This is a genomic window from Streptomyces sp. APSN-46.1 (assembly GCF_022815725.1).
GTDB lineage: Bacteria > Actinomycetota > Actinomycetes > Streptomycetales > Streptomycetaceae > Streptomyces.
This window is the reverse complement of the sequence record NZ_JALGRF010000002.1, coordinates 1,074,628-1,090,078: the sequence shown is the minus strand read 5'-3', so window position 1 is coordinate 1,090,078 and position 15,451 is coordinate 1,074,628. Positions and strand designations below refer to the sequence as shown.

Annotated in this window: 17 protein-coding genes; 7 read left to right on the top strand and 10 right to left on the bottom strand. The window is 73.3% G+C overall.

Going from position 1 to position 15,451, the window contains the following annotated elements:
• Positions 1–51 precede the first annotated feature (51 nt).
• A complete protein-coding gene (locus tag MTF65_RS11665; protein ID WP_374207207.1) occupies positions 52–747 on the bottom strand; it encodes an anti-sigma factor in 696 nt (231 codons plus the stop codon).
• Positions 744–1,520: an RNA polymerase sigma factor SigE gene (gene sigE, locus MTF65_RS11660; RefSeq protein ID WP_243628478.1), complete on the bottom strand. Its 777-nt coding sequence runs from the start codon at positions 1,518–1,520 to the stop codon at positions 744–746. The genes MTF65_RS11665 and sigE overlap by 4 nt, the downstream gene beginning before the upstream one ends.
• A 190-nt stretch (positions 1,521–1,710) precedes the next feature.
• On the opposite strand from sigE, the gene MTF65_RS11655 reads away from it, so the two are divergent.
• Positions 1,711–2,373, top strand: coding sequence for an O-methyltransferase (locus MTF65_RS11655; RefSeq protein WP_243628477.1), 663 nt, complete (start codon positions 1,711–1,713; stop codon positions 2,371–2,373).
• Positions 2,374–2,531: 158 nt separating this feature from the next.
• Here MTF65_RS11655 and MTF65_RS11650 read toward each other — a convergent pair whose 3' ends face one another.
• A complete protein-coding gene (locus MTF65_RS11650; protein WP_003966491.1) occupies positions 2,532–2,699 on the bottom strand; it encodes a DUF3117 domain-containing protein in 168 nt (55 codons plus the stop codon).
• 333 nt (positions 2,700–3,032) lie between these two features.
• On the opposite strand from MTF65_RS11650, the gene MTF65_RS11645 reads away from it, so the two are divergent.
• Positions 3,033–3,836 carry an enoyl-CoA hydratase/isomerase family protein gene (locus tag MTF65_RS11645; protein WP_243628476.1) on the top strand — a complete coding sequence of 268 codons (804 nt, stop codon included), beginning with the start codon at positions 3,033–3,035 and terminating at the stop codon, positions 3,834–3,836.
• Between the two features lie 6 nt (positions 3,837–3,842).
• Here MTF65_RS11645 and MTF65_RS11640 read toward each other — a convergent pair whose 3' ends face one another.
• Together MTF65_RS11640 and MTF65_RS11635 are read right to left on the bottom strand one after the other, a co-directional pair.
• Positions 3,843–4,430: a DNA-3-methyladenine glycosylase I gene (locus MTF65_RS11640; protein WP_308407149.1), complete on the bottom strand. Its 588-nt coding sequence runs from the start codon at positions 4,428–4,430 to the stop codon at positions 3,843–3,845.
• Positions 4,427–4,774: a DivIVA domain-containing protein gene (locus tag MTF65_RS11635; protein WP_243628475.1), complete on the bottom strand. Its 348-nt coding sequence runs from the start codon at positions 4,772–4,774 to the stop codon at positions 4,427–4,429. Before MTF65_RS11635 ends, MTF65_RS11640 begins: the two co-directional genes overlap by 4 nt.
• A gap of 85 nt (positions 4,775–4,859) precedes the next feature.
• Here MTF65_RS11635 and folP point away from each other — a divergent pair, with 85 nt between their 5' ends.
• On the top strand, positions 4,860–5,720 hold the full coding sequence (gene folP / locus MTF65_RS11630) for a dihydropteroate synthase (RefSeq protein WP_243628474.1): 861 nt from the start codon (positions 4,860–4,862) through the stop codon (positions 5,718–5,720).
• 144 nt (positions 5,721–5,864) lie between these two features.
• Here folP and MTF65_RS11625 read toward each other — a convergent pair whose 3' ends face one another.
• Together MTF65_RS11625 and dapE are read right to left on the bottom strand one after the other, a co-directional pair.
• Positions 5,865–6,623, bottom strand: coding sequence for a TIGR00730 family Rossman fold protein (locus MTF65_RS11625; protein ID WP_243628473.1), 759 nt, complete (start codon positions 6,621–6,623; stop codon positions 5,865–5,867).
• A 64-nt stretch (positions 6,624–6,687) separates the two neighbouring features.
• Positions 6,688–7,767 carry a succinyl-diaminopimelate desuccinylase gene (gene dapE, locus MTF65_RS11620; RefSeq protein ID WP_243628472.1) on the bottom strand — a complete coding sequence of 360 codons (1,080 nt, stop codon included), beginning with the start codon at positions 7,765–7,767 and terminating at the stop codon, positions 6,688–6,690.
• A gap of 87 nt (positions 7,768–7,854) precedes the next feature.
• Between dapE and MTF65_RS11615 the strand changes: the two genes are divergently transcribed.
• Both MTF65_RS11615 and MTF65_RS30700 read left to right on the top strand, forming a co-directional pair.
• Complete coding sequence (locus tag MTF65_RS11615; protein ID WP_243628471.1) at positions 7,855–8,832, top strand: hypothetical protein; 978 nt, start codon at positions 7,855–7,857, stop codon at positions 8,830–8,832.
• A gap of 263 nt (positions 8,833–9,095) precedes the next feature.
• Positions 9,096–9,461 (top strand): ATP-binding protein, encoded by a 366-nt coding sequence (locus tag MTF65_RS30700; RefSeq protein ID WP_243628470.1) that lies wholly within the window; start codon positions 9,096–9,098, stop codon positions 9,459–9,461.
• 118 nt (positions 9,462–9,579) lie between these two features.
• On the opposite strand, the gene dapC is transcribed toward MTF65_RS30700, so the two are convergent.
• Together dapC and fdxA are read right to left on the bottom strand one after the other, a co-directional pair.
• Positions 9,580–10,674: a succinyldiaminopimelate transaminase gene (gene dapC / locus MTF65_RS11605; RefSeq protein WP_243628469.1), complete on the bottom strand. Its 1,095-nt coding sequence runs from the start codon at positions 10,672–10,674 to the stop codon at positions 9,580–9,582.
• 124 nt (positions 10,675–10,798) lie between these two features.
• Positions 10,799–11,125, bottom strand: a complete 327-nt coding sequence (fdxA, locus tag MTF65_RS11600; RefSeq protein WP_243628468.1) for a ferredoxin — start codon at positions 11,123–11,125, stop codon at positions 10,799–10,801.
• A gap of 117 nt (positions 11,126–11,242) precedes the next feature.
• On the opposite strand from fdxA, the gene MTF65_RS11595 reads away from it, so the two are divergent.
• Both MTF65_RS11595 and MTF65_RS11590 read left to right on the top strand, forming a co-directional pair.
• Positions 11,243–12,235, top strand: a complete 993-nt coding sequence (locus MTF65_RS11595) for a GNAT family N-acetyltransferase (RefSeq protein WP_243628467.1) — start codon at positions 11,243–11,245, stop codon at positions 12,233–12,235.
• Entirely contained in the window at positions 12,232–13,023 is a 792-nt protein-coding gene (locus MTF65_RS11590) for a transglutaminase-like domain-containing protein (protein WP_243628466.1), read from the top strand. The genes MTF65_RS11595 and MTF65_RS11590 overlap by 4 nt, the downstream gene beginning before the upstream one ends.
• Positions 13,024–13,365: 342 nt before the next feature.
• On the opposite strand, the gene MTF65_RS11585 is transcribed toward MTF65_RS11590, so the two are convergent.
• Complete coding sequence (locus MTF65_RS11585; RefSeq protein WP_308407148.1) at positions 13,366–15,378, bottom strand: peptidoglycan binding domain-containing protein; 2,013 nt, start codon at positions 15,376–15,378, stop codon at positions 13,366–13,368.
• Positions 15,379–15,451: the final 73 nt, after the last annotated feature.

The following is a 15,451-nucleotide window of genomic DNA, read 5'->3' as shown; positions in this document are numbered from 1 at the left end:
CGCATCTGCCGCAGATTCAACCAGGTCGCGACGACGCTCGGCGGACAGCGCTCAGCGGGACAACGAGACCGGCCGGGCCGTCGGGGTCTCCGAGGGCCGCACCGGAGGCTGCGGGCCCCCGGAACGCAGGGCGGGCGGCATGGTGCCCGGGCTGGGCAGCCGGTCCAGGATGACGGCCTCGGTCACCGACACGGCGGGACCGGGCTGCGAAGACGGGACATCACCGCGCGCGTTCGGCTCCACGGTCTCCATCGGCAGCGTTCCACCGAGCGCGAGCGCGGCCAGCGACACGGCCCCGGCCGCGACGAACGCGAAGCGACGCCGGGGTCGGCCCACCTCATGGATCCGGAAACCCTCGCGCGGCAGGGCCGGCACCGCGTATCCGAAGGAGGCGAAAGGGTCGGCCCCGGGGGAAGCGGCCGAACCGGGAGAGCCGGCGGAACCGGCGGAACCGGGAGAAGCGCCTGCCGGCCCGCCCGGGCCCGGCAGCCCGGACGACCCGTCCAGGCCTCCGCCCGGCAGGCCCTGCAACCGGGCCAGCAGCCCGGCGGACAGCGGCGGCGGCGCGCTCTCCACGAACAAGGTCTTCAGGCGGCGCTGCGCATCGGCCTCGGCCTTGCACTTGGCGCAGGTGGCCAGATGCGCCAGGACCCGCTCGCGCACGTCATGGCTCAGCTCCCCGTCCACCAGGGCGGCGAGCCGGTCACCCAGATGCTGTTCGGCGGGGGACGGACTGACTCCGCTCACTCGGCTCCGCCCTCTCCCCCGGCGACCGGAGCGCCCACGGCCGCCCCCGCCAGCGCGCGCTGCTCCGCACGGGCCTCGGGAGACCGGTGCTTGAGCGCCTTGCGCAGGTGCGAACGGCCTCGGTGGATACGGCTGCGTACCGTGCCGAGCTTCACTCCGAGGGTGGCGGCGATCTCCTCGTACGACAGGCCCTCGATGTCACACAGCACCACCGCCGCGCGGAACTCGGGCGCGAGGGTGTCCAGCGCCTGCTGCACATCCGCGTCGAAGTGGGTGTCGTGCAGCACCTGCTGCGGGGAGGGCTCACGGCTCGGCAGCCGCTCGGCGGCGTCGTCGCCGAGCGCGTCGAAGCGGATCCGCTGCTTGCGGCGGACCATGTCCAGGAACAGGTTGGTGGTGATCCGGTGCAGCCAGCCCTCGAACGTGCCGGGCGTGTACGTGGACAGCGAGCGGAAGACGCGGACGAAGACTTCCTGCGTCAGGTCCTCGGCATCGTACTGGTTACCCGTCAGACGGTAGGCGAGGCGGTAGACCCGCGCGCTGTGCGTGCTGACGATCTCCTCCCACGTGGGAGGGGTCCACGCCTGGGTGCCCGCATCGGCGGCAAAGGTCGCGGTGGTTGCGGTGGCGGTGTGGAAGCGGTCAGCAATGTAGGTCACGGATTTCGGCTCACCCGCCGACCAGAAGAGGCGTCTCAACACGCCCCCACGATCCACAGGCGCAGCCGCACCTCCCCTGTCGGCTCTGGTGGTGTCCAGTGGATTCCCTACCATAGCCACCCCCTCCGTCAGCTCTGGATAAGCATTTTTGCAGTAACTTTGCATGGGTCCTGAGTCCCCGGGCGGCCCCGGACCGGCGATCTGCCCGGCACCGTCCCTGTCTATCCCTCATCCATCCGGCCTCTGTCTCTCACAACGCCCGGTCCCATCTGCGGGTTCCCGACGTCAACGGATACAGTCACCGTTGCGCCAACTATGGGGACAGGAGAGGGTCATTACCGGCAACCGGCAGACGAGCTGGGCGTTCGCCGACGCGTTTGTCGCCGAGGACGACGCTCTGCGATGGGCCCGCGACCGGTCCAGGGAAGCGGGCCTGCGCTCCGTCTCCCCCGGCACCGGTGCCGCGCTGCGCCTGCTCGCCGCCACCGCGGACGCCAAGGCGGTCGCGGAAATCGGCACCGGAACCGGCGTCTCCGGCATCCACCTCCTCCACGGCATGCGCCACGACGGGGTGCTCACCACCGTCGATCCCGAACCCGACCGGCAGGCCTTCGCCCGCCAGGCCTTCCGCGCCGCCGGCTTCGCGGGCAACCGCGCCCGCTTCATCCCCGGCCGCGCCCTCGACGTACTCCCCCGGCTCGCGGACGGCGGATACGACCTCGTGTTCTGCGACGGGGACCCCGCGGAGTCCCTCGACTACCTCGCCGAATCGTTGCGCCTGCTGCGGCCGGGCGGGCTGGTGTGCTTCGAGGGAGTCTTCTCCGACGGCCGTACGGTCGACTCCGCCGCCCAGCCGGTGGAGGTGCTCCGCGTCCGCGAGCTGCTGCGCGGCGTCCGCGAGAGCCCCGCGCTGGAGGCGGCCCTGCTCCCGGTGGGAGACGGCCTGCTGTGCGCGGTACGGCGCTGACGGGCGGGCCGGGCGCCGGCGGGCCGGGAGTCTGCCGGGCGGGCGTCTGCCGAGCGGACTGCCGAGCGGGCGCCGCCCAAAGGAAACAACGCTGCCCCGACCGCTGGTAGCGGCCGGGGCAGCGCAGAGTTCAAAAAAATAAAAGTGCGGTCAGCGGGCTAGCCGACGACCTTCTTCAGGGCGTCACCCAGGGCGTCCGCCTCGTCCGGAGTCAGCTCGACGACGAGCCGACCGCCGCCCTCGAGCGGTACGCGCATGACGATGCCCCGCCCCTCCTTGGTGACCTCGAGCGGGCCGTCGCCCGTCCGCGGCTTCATGGCCGCCATGCTCGTTCCCCTTCCTGAAACCAGCTCATCGTCAGCCGACGGCCCCATTCAGGCGCCTAATGCCCGGCATCGAACACATTGCTTCTTGGCCATTATCCCGCATGTCAGGACCCGATGACCAACATCGGCCGGGAACGCTTGTGCAACGCGCTCGACCAAAACCACTCATTTCGGGGACCCGCCTGCGATACTTCGCCGCCACTCCCCGTCGGCGGCCTCCGCTTTCTTTGACGCACATCACATGCCCGGCAGCGGTCCGGTCCGCCATGCTGGCCCTTGCACCGGCCGGTACCGGCCGGTAGCGAAGCCCGCGACGAAGGGGGACCCCCTGCCATGGCCGACAGCGTGCTCTACGAAGTGACGGACGGACTCGCGATCATCACGATCAACCGTCCCGACGCGATGAACGCGATGAACACGGAGGCCAAGGTCGCCCTGCGCGACGCGGTCCGGGCGGCGGCCGAGGACACCGCCGTACGGGCCGTCCTGCTGACCGCCGCCGGCAACCGCGCCTTCTGCGTCGGCCAGGACCTCAAGGAGCACATCGGGAACCTGGCGGCGGACCGCGAGACCGGCTCCTCGCTGACGATGAGCACCGTCTCCGAGCACTACAACCCGATCGTGCGGGCGCTCACCGAAATGCCGAAGCCGGTGGTCGCGGGCGTGAACGGCGTCGCGGCCGGAGCCGGGTTCGGTTTCGCCCTGGCGGCGGACTTCCGCGTCGTCGCCGACACCGCGTCCTTCAACACCTCCTTCGCGGGGGTGGCGCTGACCGCCGACTCGGGCGTCTCCTGGACCCTCCCGCGCCTGATCGGGGCCTCGCGCGCCAGCGACCTGCTGCTCTTCCCGCGCTCCGTGAAGGCGCAGGAGGCCTACGACCTGGGCATCGCCAACCGCCTGGTTCCGGCGGACGCGCTGGCCGCGGAGGCCGAGTCGGTCGCCCGTACCCTGGCCGCCGGCCCGACGGTCGCCTACGCCGCCCTGAAGGAGTCCCTCGCGTACGGGGCCTCGCACTCCCTCGCGGACGCCCTGGCCCACGAGGACGTCCTCCAGACCCGGGCCGGGGCCTCGGAGGACCACTCCATCGCCGTCCAGGCGTTCCTGGCGAAGCAGCCGCCGGAGTACCTGGGCCGCTGATCCGGGTCAGGCCTTCGGCAGGACGACCGCCTCGCGCGAGACACACGCGGCGAGGTGGTCGTTGACCAGGCCGCAGGCCTGCATCAGGGCGTAGGCCGTGGTGGGGCCGACGAAGCGGATGCCGGCCTTCTTGAGCGCCTTGGAGAGGGCCTTGGACTCCGCGGTGACCGCCGGGACGTCGGCGATCGTCGCCGGGGCCGGGCCCGGCTCCGGGGCGTGGGACCAGATCAGGGAGTCCAGCTCCCCCGGCTCCCACCCGGCCAGGACCTTGGCGTTGGCGAGGGTCGCCTCGATCTTCGCCCGGTTCCGGATGATCCCCTCGTCCGCCAGCAGGCGCTGCGCGTCGCTGTCGTCGAACTCCGCGACCGCCGCGATCTCGAACGAGGAGAAGGCCTTACGGAAGCCCTCCCGCCGGCGCAGGATCGTCAGCCAGGACAGCCCCGACTGGAAGGCCTCCAGGCACAGCCGCTCGTACAGGGCGTCGTCCCCGTGTACCGGACGGCCCCACTCCGTGTCGTGGTACGCGGTGTACTCCACCGTGGACAGCGCCCACGGGCAGCGCAGCCCGCCGTCCGGCCCGGCGACGGCCGTCACTGCCCGGCCCGCTTCGTCAGGTCGGGACCCGCTGCGGACCCGGACCGGGCGGCCCGCACCGCCTCCTCCAGCTGCGCGATCCGCGCGTCCCGCTCGGCCAGCTCCGCCGCCAGCCGGTCCAGTACGTCGTCCACCTCGGCCATCCGGTAGCCGCGCGGGGCGACCGGCAGCCGAAGGGCGTCGATGTCGGCCCGCGCCACCGGGCGGGTCTCCGGCAGGCCGTCGGCCACCCGGTCCGGCTCGGCCTCGGGCAGGACGGCCTCGGAACCGCCGCCGACCACCGCGAGGGTGACCGCGGCGACGACCACGACCAGCGCGATCAGCAAGAACCAGAACACGATCAACTCCCTGACGGACTGCGGTGGACTCCAGACATCAGGTTAAGGTCGCAAGCGAGGCGCGAGGGCCGCCGGAGGAGGAAAGAACGGGATGCTGCGACTGGGCAGGCGCGAGTTCGACACCCACGAGCCGGTGATCATGGCGATCGTGAACCGGACTCCGGACTCCTTCTATGACCAGGGAGCGACGTTCCGCGACGAGCCCGCGCTGGACCGGGTCGAGCGGGCGGTGGCCGAGGGCGCCGCGATCATCGACATCGGCGGGGTCAAGGCGGGCCCGGGCGAGCACGTGGACGCGGCGGAGGAGGCCCGGCGCACGGTCGGTTTCGTGGCCGAGGTCCGGCGCCGCCACCCGGACGTGGTGATCAGCGTGGACACCTGGCGGCACGAGGTCGGCGAGGCGGTCTGCGAGGCCGGGGCCGATCTGCTGAACGACGCGTGGGGCGGGGTGGACCCGAAGCTCGCGGAGGTCGCCGCGCGGTTCGGGGCGGGACTGGTCTGCACGCACGCGGGCGAGGTCGAGCCGCGGACGCGGCCGCACCGGATGGAGTACGAGGACGTGATGGCCGACATCCTGCGGGTCACGGTCGGCCTGGCCGAGCGGGCGGTCGCCCTCGGGGTCCGCCGGGACGCGATCATGATCGACCCGGGGCACGACTTCGGGAAGAACACCCGCCACTCGCTGGAGGCCACCCGCCGTCTGACGGAGATGACCGACACCGGCTGGCCGGTGCTGGTCTCGCTGTCCAACAAGGACTTCGTCGGCGAGACCCTCGACATGCCGGTCAAGGAGCGCCTGCTGGGCACCCTGGCCACGACCGCCGTCTCGGCCTGGCTGGGCGCCCAGGTCTACCGCGTCCACGAGGTCGCGGAGACCCGCCAGATCCTGGACATGGTCCGCTCCATCCAGGGCCACCGGCCCCCGGCGGTCGCCCGGCGCGGCCTGGCCTGACGCCGCGCCGAACCGGCGGGTGGGGCGGGGTGCGGGGTGCCGCTGCGCGGAGCTGCTCCCCGCCCCGCCCTTCCTCCGTTCCCCGGGGCTCCGCCCCGGACCCCGCGCCTCAAACGCCGGCGAGGCTGGGGGGCGGGGCCGGGGCTACTTCGCGACTTCCTTCGTCACCAGCGAGATCGCCTCTTCCACGTCGTCCGTGACGTGGAAGAGGTAGAGGTCCTTCTCCGAGGCCTTGCCCTGGGCGATCACCGTGTGCCGCAGCCAGTCGATCAGGCCGCTCCAGTACTCCGAGCCGAACAGCACGATCGGGAAGCGGGTGATCTTCTGGGTCTGGACCAGGGTCAGCGCCTCGAACAGCTCGTCCAGCGTGCCGAGGCCGCCCGGCAGCACCACGAAGCCCTGGCTGTACTTCACGAACATCGTCTTGCGGACGAAGAAGTACCGGAAGTTCAGCCCGAGGTCGACGTGCTCGTTGAGCCCCTGCTCGAAGGGCAGCTCGATGCCGAGACCCACCGAGATGCCGTTGGCCTCGCTGGCTCCCTTGTTGGCCGCCTCCATCGCGCCCGGGCCACCGCCGGTGATCACCGCGAAGCCCGCCTCCACCAGCGCGCTGCCGATCCGTACGCCCGACTCGTACTCCGGCGAGCCCACCAGGGTGCGGGCCGAGCCGAACACGCTGATCGCGGGCGGCAGCTCGGCGAGCGTGCCGAATCCCTCGATGAACTCCGACTGGATGCGCAGGACCCGCCAGGGATCGGTGTGCACCCACTCGGTGGGCCCGGCGGTGTCCAGCAGCCGCTGGTCCGTCGTACTGCCCGCCTTGATCTGGCTCCGCCTCCTCAGCACCGGCCCGAGCTGCTGCTCCTCGGGCCGACGACGAGCGGACCCTTCACGGTTGCCCATGATGTGCTCCCTCCTGCTGATCGTTGGATCAGGGTAGGCGCACGAAGGTGACGACAAGCGGAATTCAGGCGGTCAGCCAGGCGCGGAGTCGTTCCTCGCAGTGCAGGATGGCCTTCGTCTCGACGCGCTCGTCGACCTTGTGGGCCAGGAGGGCGTCGCCCGGGCCGTAGTTGACCGCCGGGACGCCGAGGGCGCTGAAGCGGGAGACGTCCGTCCAGCCGAACTTCGGCATGGCCCGGCCTCCCACCGCCTCCGTGAAGGCCGCGGCCGCCGGGTGGGAGAGGCCGGGGAGGGCGGCGCCGGAGTGGTCGTCGATCACGAACTCGGCCACGCCGCAGTCCGCGAAGACCTCCCGGACGTGGGCCAGCGCCTCGTCCGCGCTGCGGTCCGGGGCGTAGCGGAAGTTCACCGTCACCGTGCAGGCGTCGGGGATCACGTTGTTGGCGACGCCGCCCTCGATGCGGACCGCGTTGAGGCCCTCGTGGTACTCCAGGCCGTCGATGACCGGCTTGCGCGGCTCGTAGGCGGCGAGTGCGGCGAGGATCGGGCTCGCCGAGTGGATCGCGTTGGAGCCCATCCAGCTGCGGGCGGAGTGGGCGCGCTCGCCGGTCGTGCGGAGCAGGACGCGCAGGGTGCCCTGGCAGCCGCCCTCGACCTCACCGTTGGACGGCTCCAGCAGCACCGCGAAGTCGCCGGTCAGCCAGTCGGGGTGGGCGGCGGCGACCACGCCGAGGCCGTTGAGGTCGGCGGCGACCTCCTCCTGGTCGTAGAAGACGAAGGTGAGGTCCCGGTTCGGCGCGGGCACGGTCGCGGCGATGCGCAGCTGTACGGCGACGCCGGACTTCATGTCGGTCGTGCCGCAGCCCCACAGGACGCCGTTCTCGTCGAGGCGGGACGGGAGGTTGCCGGCGATCGGCACGGTGTCGAGGTGGCCGGCGAGTACGACGCGCTCGGCGCGGCCGAGGTGCGTACGGGCCACCACGTTGTTGCCGTAGCGGTCCACGCTGAGGTGCGGCAGGCCGCGCAGCGCGCTCTCCACGAGGTCGGCGAGCGCCTTCTCGTCGCCGCTCACGGAGGGGATGTCGACGAGCCGGGCGGTCAGCTCGGCGGCGTCCAGGGTGAGGTCCAGCTCGGATTCGGACATGACTCCGACCCTAACGCCCCGGGGTGTGACGAAGCCCGGTCCGTCCGGCCGGTGGACGCGTCATACGGCTCAAGTACGGTGGGCCGCGTGTCTCAGAGCGATCACTCCCGTCAGCGGCGCCGCCGGCGGCCCCGCAAGGCCGCCGGCCTGCTCGTACTGCTCGCGCTCATCGGCTATTTCGCCGTGCGGTACGACTCGAACGACGGCGGCGGCCCGCCGCACTGCACGGCCGGCGTGGTCGCCGGAGCCGATGAGTCCGGGCAGGGCGGCACCCGCCAGTCGTACGACATGTCGCCGGAGCAGGCGGCGAACGCGGCGACGATAGCGGCGGTCGGCGTCTCCAAGGGCCTGCCGGACCGGGCGGTGACGATCGCGCTGGCGACCGCGATGCAGGAGTCGGCGCTGCGCAACCTCAACCACGGCGACCGGGACTCGCTCGGCCTGTTCCAGCAGCGGCCCTCGCAGGGCTGGGGCGCCCCGGACCAGATCAGGGACCCGGTGTACTCGTCCGGGATCTTCTACGACCACCTGGTCAAGGTTCCGGGCTACTCGCGGCTCCCGCTGACGGTGGCGGCGCAGAAGGTGCAGCGCAGCGGCTACCCGCAGGCGTACGCGAAGCACGAGCCGGACGCCATGGTGCTGACGGCGGCCTTCGGCGGCCGGGGTTCGCTGACCTGCGGCGGCCCCGCGCCCACCACGCCGGGCGACCCGGAGAAGGTGCGGGCGGAGCTGGTGCGGATCTTCGGCAAGAAGGTGCTGGCGGGCCACGGCGGCGCGCCCTCCGCGACCGGGGACGGCGGTCGGGGGATCAAGGAGGCGGAGATCAGCGTTCCGCTGAAGCCGGACGGTGACGAGGCCGAGGAGCGCCGCGGGAGGGCGCTGGCGCACTGGGCGGTGGCCAACTCGCGCACCCTGGGCATCACCCGGGTCTCGTACGGCATGCGCGGCTGGACCGCCGGCGAGGCCAAGGGCACCTGGCAGGCCAGGGGCGGCACCGGGAAGTCCGGCGGCGGGGACCCGTACCACGCGGACGCCAACGAGATACGGATCTTCGTGGCCCAGTAGCCGCCCGGCAGCCGACCCGTAGCCACCGCTCGGCCGAACCCTCGCCCGCGCGTACGGGACGTCCCCCACACGGGGGTGACCGTCGGACCGGCGCCGGAGGGTCCGGAAGCGGAGAAAGGCCTGGTCGGCGCGCATCCAATGCGGTTGTCGCGGAAGCCGATTAAACGATGCGTTACTGATCCTTTACCCACCGGCTCCGCAACCTCGCCCGCCCCACCGGCGGTTGTACACGGCGTACTCAGCCGCTACCGCTTAGGAGCATCATGACCCTCCCCCTGACCCGCCGGATCGCCCGTACCGCGCTGCTGCTCGCCGCCGGCGCAGCTCCCGTGGTCGGTGCGGCCGGTGCGGCCAGCGCCGCGGGCCTCGAAACCGCACCGCAGCTGCCGCAGCTGGGCGCGCTCACGGCGCCCGACACCGCCGACGCGACGGGCGCCGCGGGCGCGGTCACCGACACCGCCGCGCAGGCCGTCCCGGGCGCCCCCACCGAGCTGACCGGCGCCGCCGGATCGCTGCTGGGTGGCCTGCCGGCCGCCGGAAACGCGACCTCCGCGCTGCCGGCCGAGGTACCCGCCGCGCCGGAGCTGCCGCTGGGCGGCACGCTGCCCCTGGGCGGCCTGGGCGCCTGATCGGCGTCGCGTACACGCCCGAGGGGGCCGGGAGCACGAACTCCCGGCCCCCTCGGGCCTTTCCGCGTACATGGCGCACCGGCGCGTACCGGCGTACCGGCGTACAGCGCCAGGCCGGTCAGCCGAGCCGCTTGACCGCCGCCGCGACCCGCTCGTCCGTGGCCGTGAAGGCGAACCGGACGAAGCGCGCGCCCGCCTCCCCGTAGAAGTCGCCCGGCGCGGCGAGGATGCCCAGCCCGGCGAGGTAGGCCACCGTCTCCCAGCAGGGCTCGTCCCGGGTCGCCCACAGGTAGAGGCTGGCCTCGCTGTGCTCGATGCGGAAGCCGTGCGCCTCCAGGGCCCCGCGCAGCGCCGAGCGGCGGGCGGCGTAGCGGCCGCGCTGCTCCTCGACGTGGGCGTCGTCGCCGAGCGCCGCCACCGTGGCCGCCTGCACCGGGGCGGGGGTCATCATGCCGCCGTGCTTGCGGATCTCCAGCAGCTCGCGGAGCACATCGGCGTCACCGGCGATGAAGGCCGCCCGGTAGCCCGCCAGGTTGGAGCGCTTGGACAGGGAGTGGACGGCCACCAGGCCCTCGTAGGAGCCGCCGCAGACCTCGTCGTGGAGGACGGATACGGGCTCGGCCTCCCAGCCCAGCTCCAGGTAGCACTCGTCGCTGAAGACGAGGATCCCGTGCTCGCGCGCCCAGGCCACGATCCGGATCAGGTCTTCCTTCGGGATGACCTTGCCGGTGGGGTTGGACGGGGAGTTGAGCCAGAGCAGCTTCACCCCGGCCGGGTCGAGCTCCATAGGGTCGTCGTAGACCACGGCCTCGGCGCCGCACAGCCGCGCGCCGACCTCGTACGTCGGGTACGCGAGCCGGGGGTACGCGACCTTGTCACCGACGCCCAGGCCCAGCTGGGTCGGCAGCCAGGCCACCAGCTCCTTGGAGCCGACCACCGGCAGGACGTTGCGGTGCTCGGCGGCGCTCGCGCCGAGGCGGCCGCGCAGCCAGCCCGTGATCGCGTCGCGCAGGGCGACCGTGCCCCACACCGTGGGGTAGCCCGGGGAGTCGGCGGCCTCGACCAGGGCGCGCTGGATCAGATCCGGCACCGGGTCCACGGGGGTGCCGACCGACAGGTCGACGATGCCGTCCGCGTGGGCCGCCGCCGTCGCCTTGTACGGCTCCAGCTTGTCCCAGGGGAAGGCGGGAAGACGTGCGGAAAGTGCGGCCACGGTGCTCTCTGCTCTCTCTGGTCTCAGTACGGGGATCTACCTGCCGGCGCCGGAAACGGCTCGGTCCCGCGCGGCACGAGGCCGTACGGGACCGAGGCGCGCGGTCGGCCGGGTGCGGTGACCGTCAGTGGCCCTCGCCCATGGGCGGCAGCGCGGCGATGAGGGGGTGGTCTCGCTCGATCAGGCCGAGCTTGGAGGCACCACCGGGCGAACCGAGCTCGTCGAAGAACTCGACGTTCGCCTTGTAGTAGTCCTTCCACTCCTCCGGGGTGTCATCCTCGTAGAAGATGGCCTCGACCGGGCAGACCGGCTCACAAGCACCACAGTCGACGCACTCGTCCGGGTGGATGTACAAGGACCGCTGGCCCTCGTAGATGCAGTCGACGGGGCACTCTTCGATGCATGCCTTGTCCTTGACGTCGACACAAGGCTCCGCGATGACGTAGGTCACGCTCTCGTTCCTCCTCGGTAGGGCTTTCCATATCGCGCGGGAGCGCGGCGTCGTCGATGCCCGCACCTAGTATCTCCGTTCCCGGGCACGATCCGAACAGGAGGGGCGGACAGAGCTGTGGAAATCACTGCCGGAGGACTGCTGGAGATCCGTATTACCCCCGCTGACGTGGGTAAACGAGTCTCTGTACGACGGGTGGATCTTAGGCCGGGCCGACCACCCGAGTTCAGTGACGCGGTAGGGGTTCTCACATCCTGGAACGAGGGTGTGCTCGTGATCACACAGAAGAACGGCAAGGCCGTCCGCATCGCGGAATCCGCGCTGGTCGCGGGCAAGACCGTACCTCCGGCGCCGGCCCGGCGGCGGGGTCCCGCAGCCTCCTTCGAGGAGCTGGCGCGGATCGCGGCGCGCTCGTGGCAGCCGCTGGAGAGCGAGCCGCTGGGCGAGTGGACCCTGCGCGCGGCCGGCGGGTTCACCCGCCGGGCCAACTCGGTGCTCCCGCTCGGCGACCCCGGGATACCGCTGGACGAAGCACTCGCGCGAGTGACCGCCTGGTACGCGGAACGGGGACTTCCGGCGTACGTGCAGGCCGCGACGGGAGCCGAGGGCACCCAGGAGCTGCTGTGCGCGGAGCTGGAGCGGCGGGGCTGGGTGAACGAGGTGTCGGCGGAGGTCCGGATCGGTGCGCTGGCGCCTGTCGGCGACCTGGACGCCGCGGCGGCGCGGGACGTACGTCTGTCCCGTACGCCGGACGAGGAGTGGCTGGGCCGGTACGGGCGGGTCGAGGACCCCGCGCTGGCCCGGCGGGTGCTCGTGGAGGGACCGTCGGTGTGGTTCGCGTCGCTGGAGGGCGGCCGGGCCGTCGGGCGCTGCGTGGTGGACGGCCGGTGGGCCGGGTTCGCGGCGGTGACGGTCGATCCCGCGCACCGGCGGGAGGGGCTGGCGACGGCGGTGATGGCGGCGCTGGCGCGGCGCGCCCTGGAGGAGGGCGCGTCGGCGGCGTGGCTCCAGGTGGAGACGGACAACGGGGGCGCGCGCGGCCTGTACGACGGGATGGGCTTCGCGACGCACCACATGTACCACCACTACCGGGCCGGGGCGGCGGGATGAGCGCGCGGACGCGCGAGGAGTTCGCGCGGGAGGCCCGCTCGGAGCGGCCGGACCTGTCGGTGCTGTGCCTGCTGCTCGCGGCGGAGGCCGACCCGGAGCTCGACGAACGGGGCATGGACTGGGCGCAGATCGAGCTGGACCGGCTGGCGGGGATGCTGCCGTACGGGTTGCGGGGCGCGAAGGCGTGGGCCTCGGCGGTGACGGAGCTGCTGGGCGGGCGGCTCGGCTTCCACGGGACTCCGGCGGACTACGAGCGGCTGTCGTCCTCGCTGCTGCACGAGGTGCTGCGGCGGCGGCGCGGACTGCCGATCCTGCTGTCGGTGGTGTGGCTGGAGGTGGCCCGGCGGGCGGGCGGGCCGGTGTACGGGCTGGGGCTGCCGGGGCACTTCGTGGTGGGCTTCGGGGATCCGGAGGAGGGCGTGGTCGTGGACCCGTTCGCGGGCGGCGCCTCGCTGGGCACGGGCCCGGCGGAGCTGGCGTCGGGGCCGCGGACCCCGGCGCGGACCCTGGACATCGTCCTGCGGATCCTGAACAACATCCGGGCGTGGGCGTCGGCCCGCCCCGAGCAGTCGGGGGTGGCGCTGTGGGCGCTGGAGCTGTCGCTGCTGCTGCCCTCGCATCCGGCGTCGCTGCGGTACGAGCGGGCGCGGCTGCTGGTGGAGCGGGGGTCCTTCCAGGAGGGGGCCGCCGAACTGGAGGCGTACGCCTCTGTCGTGGAGGCGGTGGACTCTGACGCCGCGTCGCGCATCCGCGCCGAGGCGCTATCCGCGCGGGCCCTCCTGAACTGACCCCGCCCGACCGCTGCGCGGGGCTGAACCGCCCCCCGCCCGACCGCTGCGCCGGGCTGAACCAACCCCGCCCGACCGCTGCGCGGCGCTTCCCGGGCTCCGCCCGGACCCGCGCCTCAAACGCCGGCGAGGCTGGATTGGGCTGATGCCGTCCGCCCGGCGTGGCTGGATTGCCCGGAGGGCAATTTCAGCCTCGCCGGCGTTCGAGGCGCGGGGGTTCGGGGGCTGGCCCCCGCAGCGGCGCCGCACACGGGATGGACCGGTCAGAGCCGGGGTGCGGGCCGCAGCCCCCGCCCCCGCCCCGGGTTCAGGGAAGGGGCTCGGGCGGGTCGGGGCTTCGGGTCAGCTCGGGTTGGTGTCGATGACGACGGTCCGCTCGGCGGCGGTCTTGCCGCGCAGGGCCTTGCCGAGGGCGCCCGCGACGTCCTGCGGGGTGACGGCCGTCTTCTCGCCGTTGCCGCGGGTGATCAGGATGCCGTCGAAGGTGTTCCCGTAGAGCTCCTTGAGCGCTTCGAGGTCGTACTTCTCGACGAGGTGGCCATCGACGGCCTGCATGCTCAGGATCTTGGGAAGGGACACCTTCGGGCCGAACGCGATGGACTTGGTGCCCGCCTTGACCACGGCGTTCTGGGACATCGCCGGCGTGGCGAACTCCCGCATGGCCCGGTCCAGTTCCTCCTGGCCGATCACGGGCTCCCTGGTGGCGACCGGGAGTTCGGCCACGGGGGCCTTGCCGGTGGCGACCATGTCGCGGAAGGCCTTGGTCACCTGCTCCGCGGAGGCGTCCACGTCGAGGGTGGTGCCGGCCTTGCCGGCGACGGGGACGGCCTTGCCCGGCGCGAACGTGATGGTGCCCTCGGTCGCGGTGCCCGCGGTGGCGGCGAGTTCCTGGAGGGCGACCTGGAGCTTCTCCTCGTCGACCGGCATCACGGGGTCGGCGACGCGCTCGTTGCCGAGGAGCGAGCCGATGACGGTGACGGGGTTGTAGTCGCTGCCCGCCGCGTTGCGGACGGTGGTCTGGCTGTCCAGGGTCAGGCCGGCCTTCTCGGGCTTCAGCTCGACCTGCTTGCCGCCGACGCTGAGCTGGAGCGGGGCCGCGGCGCGGTTGCCGAAGGCCGTCTGGAGCTTGGCGACGGCCTCGTCGCGGCTGCCGCTGATGTCCACGCCGAGGACGGTGGTGCCCTTGGGGACGTCGGAGTGGTTCAGGAGCAGGCCGGCGCCGTAGGCCACGCCGAGCAGGCCGATGACGGCGCCGCCGAGGAGGACGACCTTGGAGCGGCCCTTCTTGGCGGGCTTGGCGGGCTTGGCCGTCTTGCCCGCCTTCGCGGGCGCGGCCGGCTCCGGTGCGCGCGCCGCACCGGGGGTCGGGCCGGGGGCCGGCACGGGGGTCGGCCCCGGTACGCCCGCCGCCGGGCCGGGCCAGCTCGGCGTCTCCTCGGCGTACACGGGCGCGGTCCCGAGGGCGGGGCCGCCCGTGGGTCCGGCGGGGTCGGTGTAGGCGGGGAACGCCTCGGTGGAGGGGCCTCCGTCGTACGCCGGGAAGTCCTGGGTCGTGCCGACGCCGGGGCCGCCAGCCGTGGGCGTGGCCGGATAGCCGGCGGCGGCTGCCGGGGCGGCCTGGGCGTAGCCGGCGCCGGGCGCGCCGGGGCGCGGGCCCGCGGCGGGCGGGGGGAAGCCGGCGCCGGGGCCGGGCCCGGCGGGGTTCTGGCGGTAGCCGCCGGCGGGGGGTCCGTCGAAGCCGGGCCCGGCCGGAGCGCCGGGCACGCCGGTACGAGCGCCGGCGCGGGGTCCGTCGAGGCCCGGGCCGACGGGTCCCGGAGCGGGGGCCCGGCCCGCCGGACCGCCGCCGGCGGCAGGGGCGTCGTAGCCCGGGCCGCCGGGGGTACCGGGGCGAGGTCCCGCGGCAGCCGGGTAACCGGCGCTCGCACCGGGCTGACGGGTCGGCAGGGCCGCCGAGGGCGGGGGCGGGGTCGCCTTGCGCGGGGCGAACCAGTTGCTGGCCGGCCCCTCGGCCTGACCCGGAGCGGAGGCCTGAGCGGGGACCTGCGCCGCAGCAGCCGCGGCGGGCCCGGCGGGCGCGGAAGCGGGCGGAAGCGCCGCCCGGACCGGCGCGGGGCCGGGCTCCGGCGCCGCCTCGATCCGGGTCGGTTCGGGCCGGCGCTTCGGCTTCGGGTCGCGCCCGGGCGCCGGCTGGGCCCCGGGCGCGTCGGCGTCCGGGTCGGCGGCGGCCACCGGCTTGCGTACGACCACCGGCGGAATCGGCCGCGAACCCGGGATGTTGATCCGGATCCGGGTCGTCAGGGTGGTCTCGGTCTTCGGCCCGTCGGTGTCGGGCGTGGACGGGTTCGAAGTCACAGAGGTCTCCTCCGGGGCGTTCGCCGCAGCGTTCGTGGACGGATACTGGCCGGTTCCATACGGCGGCGTACCC

What these genes read in the sequence shown, in the direction of transcription:
- sigE (WP_243628478.1), bottom strand. Translation starts at nt 1,520, where the DNA reads ATGGTAGGGAATCCACTGGACACCACCAGAGCCGACAGGGGAGGTGCG.
- MTF65_RS11650 (WP_003966491.1), bottom strand. Translation starts at nt 2,699, where the DNA reads ATGGCGGCCATGAAGCCGCGGACGGGCGACGGCCCGCTCGAGGTCACC.
- MTF65_RS11645 (WP_243628476.1), top strand. Translation starts at nt 3,033, where the DNA reads ATGGCCGACAGCGTGCTCTACGAAGTGACGGACGGACTCGCGATCATC.
- folP (WP_243628474.1), top strand. Translation starts at nt 4,860, where the DNA reads ATGCTGCGACTGGGCAGGCGCGAGTTCGACACCCACGAGCCGGTGATC.
- MTF65_RS11625 (WP_243628473.1), bottom strand. Translation starts at nt 6,623, where the DNA reads ATGGGCAACCGTGAAGGGTCCGCTCGTCGTCGGCCCGAGGAGCAGCAG.
- dapE (WP_243628472.1), bottom strand. Translation starts at nt 7,767, where the DNA reads ATGTCCGAATCCGAGCTGGACCTCACCCTGGACGCCGCCGAGCTGACC.
- MTF65_RS30700 (WP_243628470.1), top strand. Translation starts at nt 9,096, where the DNA reads ATGACCCTCCCCCTGACCCGCCGGATCGCCCGTACCGCGCTGCTGCTC.
- MTF65_RS11590 (WP_243628466.1), top strand. Translation starts at nt 12,232, where the DNA reads ATGAGCGCGCGGACGCGCGAGGAGTTCGCGCGGGAGGCCCGCTCGGAG.